This window comes from Microcystis sp. M53598_WE2, from assembly GCF_030067735.1.
GTDB classification, from domain to species: Bacteria; Cyanobacteriota; Cyanobacteriia; order Cyanobacteriales; family Microcystaceae; genus Microcystis; species Microcystis aeruginosa.
The window spans coordinates 1-3,703 of sequence record NZ_JASJFE010000076.1; the positions used below are offsets into that span (position 1 = coordinate 1).

The window sequence follows — 3,703 nt, forward strand, 5'->3', positions numbered from 1 at the left end:
AAATGGGGCGAAAGTCTGTGGACTCTGTGTAAGACAGTACATGGTTTTTTAACTGTGGTATGCGACGGTGGTGGAAGCAGAAACTTAAATCGTGAGGTTTAGGAATCGCCGCACTTTTAGGGCGGCGAGGATGTCAATAAACATCCCATCTAGACCTTCGGGATGGTTATCAGTAAAAGGAGGCTCGTAGAGCGCCCCCGGATTGATAACTCCGTTTTTAGCGAGCATATCGATGATATTTTCGATAAAACGGATTTGATTGGCCGAGAAGTTTGTCCCCTGCAAATAACGGGCAAAAGCTTGTTTAGCCGCTTGGCGTGCCGCTACGCGGATCCCTGCGGGATCGAGTCCGACGATTTCCAGGATCAGAAGCTTGAGGCTTTTTGTCTGGCCAAAAACCTCCTCAAAACGCTGACGGCTCTCAATTTCTGCGGCCGAAAATAGCATCTCCTCTAGGGCAGATAAATCCGTCTCCGTTAGGGGGATATTGCGCCGCAACTTAGCGATCGCAAGGTGATCCTGATGCTGACGGATATAGGCCTCCACTTTCCGGCGATACTGTTCGCGACTAAAACCGGTCTGATGGGTGGGAATATCGACAATCTGCACCTCCCCCATCTCATCGACAAAATCGGTGATCACGATCTGCTGCTTTTGGCGATCGATAAACTTGACCAGATCCCGGACACGCACCCGAATCCCCTCCACCATTGACGGCGTTGCTCTGGTCCACCAGCTTTCGTCCTGCACCTCGCGAATCAAGGCCAATTGCCCCTTAATCATCGGTATATCGGGTTTAGTCTCCAGTTGACAGAGAATATCCCGCACTTTGTCCCGCAATCGCTCATAACTACGGTCGGCCTTGAGAATGGCTAATTGCAGTTTCACACAGAGAAGGTCGAATTCCTTGGCCAGGGGATCCTCATTGGGCAGACTATTGGGTAAACCGGCCAAGGAGTCGGCAATGGTGGCCGCGTCCTCCTGACTCAGGTTGTTCCAACGCTGGCGCTGACTAAAGGTCTCCACCTGCGGCAAACGACGACGCACGAGGAAATTATCCCGGGGCATGGTGGCGATGTGTTGATGGAGTGCATCGAGCAAACTCGTGTATAGGTCGCCGGCCCGATCGACTTTGTAAGTAGAGGACTGCTCTCTCGCTCTAGGTGTTGCGCTTGGCTGGGCGGGAGCGAGACGGGTTGCCAACTCGAGGCGATGTTTAACTAGGCGACTGGTGAGGCTTTCGGGTATTTTCTGGCTTGTTTCATCGATATCCTGCTCGAAATACTCGAAATTCCCGCAGAGGTCGAAGACCAGAAACTCGGTTTTATGGTTGCCAGGCCCAAACAAATCCTGACAGAGACGGGTCCCGCGCCCGATCATCTGATTGAACTTCACCCGGGAGAATACGGGCTTAAAAAACACCAAATTGACCACTTCCGGCACATCTACGCCGGTATCGAGCATATCCACCGAGACGGCCAAAATCGGTTCTTTGTTGGCTTCGCTGAAGTCATCGAGCAGACTCTGGGCGTAATTGTCGTGACTGTCAATAATTTTGGCGAAATGACCTTTGTAGTGAGGATAGTTACTGTTAAAGCGATCGCAGATACATTGGGCGTGTCGGTGATTACGGGCAAAAATAATCGTTTTACCCAATCGATCGCCACTGTTGACCTTTAGCCCCCGTTGCATCAATAATTCTAATGCTTGATCCACGGTGTCGATATTGAATAACCATTGATTAAGGGCAGCCGCGTTGATTTCCCGCGGTAGTTCGCCGGTTTCCTCGTCCCGGAACTTCTCCTCGTAGTCTAGCTGCTCCTGTGGGGTTAGCTCACTGTATTTAACCCCAGTACGCAGAAACTTAAACGGTACAGTAACGCCCTTGGGGGGGACGAGGTAGCCATCCCTAACGGCATCATTTAACTCGTAGGCGAAGGTAGGCACGCCCTGGGGTAGCTGGAAAATGCGGTAGGTGTCCCGGTCTATTTCCGAGCGCGGCGTGGCAGTTAGCCCCACCAGCAGGGCATCAAAATAATCGAATATTTCGCCGTATTTCTGATAAATGGAGCGATGGGCCTCATCGACGATCACTAGGTCAAAATAACCCACCCCAAAGATTCGCCCCTCTGCATCCATGCGATCGATGGCGTTGAGCATGGTTTGATAGGTGGAGAAGATGACGTTAGCCCCCGTCACGTCCTTGCTGCGGGTCAGATGCAGGACGGTAACGCTGGGTAGATGACGCTGAAAGGCTCGATAGGCTTGCTTTAATAGGGCATTGCGATCGGCCAGAAACAGGACTCGGTTTACCCAATTGGCACTCTTGAGCAGTTCCACCAATGCGATCGCAGTTCGGGTTTTGCCGGTTCCGGTGGCCATAACCAACAGGGACTTACGGGCGCAGTTTTCTTCAAAAGTTTCGGTAATGCGGCGGATGGCCTCTTTCTGGTAGGGACGGCCGACGATATCCTCGTTAATGGCGGTGTCCCTGAGGCGTTTACGGTGGGAACGGCGGAAAATTAGCCGTTCTAGCTCGGTTTTTCGCAGGAAACCGAGGACGGGACGGGGGGGATAGGCGAGATCATCCCAGAGATAGGTTTCGTAGCCGTTGCTGTAGAAAATAACGGGGCGTTGGTTGTAGTCTTTTTCTAAGCAGTCGGCGTAGAGTTTGGCCTGATGTTGGCCGTCGCGGGGGCTTTTGCTGCTGCGTTTTGCCTCCACAACGGCGAGGGGTTTGCCGTCGTCGCCCCATAGTACATAATCGGCGAAACCGCGTCCGGTATCTCCGGGCTTTTGGATGGGCATCCCCTGCAGCTCGAACTCGGTGACGTTGGCTGCTTTGGTATCCCAGCCAGCCTCTTGGAGTAGTACATCGATCAGGTAGCGGCGGGTGTCGGCTTCGTTGTAGTCGTGCCGGTCAGCGATCGCTTGATTTTGGGCGAGGAGGGCATCCCGTTCGGCCCTAGCGGCTGCGAGTTCGGCCTCGGTTTGGCGCTGTTTTGCTTCGGCCAATTGGCGCAGGGCATCGCTTTGGGACAGGCGTTTTTCCAGGTCTTGCAGTTGTTTGGGAGCGGGGGGTGCGGCCGGGGGTATCTTCTGGCGATCGAAGCTAATATCGCCCAATTTTCGCCCATTCTGCCCATAGTAGCGCACGAGCCAGTAGGTGAGATGAAATAGTTCCTCGATCAGGTGCAGGGAGTCCCGTTCACTGATGGGGCTGCCATGGTGGGCGGCGTTGTTGCCGACTTTGTGGATGGTGCGAATTTTGCCGAAAAGTCCTGGTTTAAGGTTATCTTTAAAGGTTTGCTCGTGGATGAGAGCGCCTAGGTTACTTTCCCGGGGCAGTTGCAGGTAGGGGTCGTTTTCATAGAGCCAGCAGACCATTTGCTCTAGGACAAAACGGGTATAGAAGCAACTGGCCCGGGGGTTGCTGAAGACTAATCCCTCCGCTTGGCTGGCATGATCGTAGATTGTCGGGAATTGATCTCGCAGGAAGGAGAAGTTTGAGTCCATATTGCGCTCCCCAGTCTATAAATTTATTATCCCCAAAGTTTTGGCTATCTCTATATTTTACTTGGTTATTGTTTAACAGTTATATAAAAAAACAGCAAGTTCGGTTATTTTATCTAGGGTTTTCCCTCGTGACAGTGTGAGATGATAGGAATCTTGGTTAATTGTCCAACGGTCTTTTTTAATGGCA

At 52.3% G+C, this 3,703-nt stretch carries 1 protein-coding gene; it reads right to left on the reverse strand.

Translation table 11 applies throughout. The features are described from left to right. Positions 1-84: 84 nt before the first annotated feature. Positions 85-3,516, reverse strand: a complete 3,432-nt coding sequence (locus tag PX636_RS01820; RefSeq protein WP_288116041.1) for a DEAD/DEAH box helicase family protein — start codon at positions 3,514-3,516, stop codon at positions 85-87. Between the last annotated feature and the right edge of the window lie 187 nt (positions 3,517-3,703).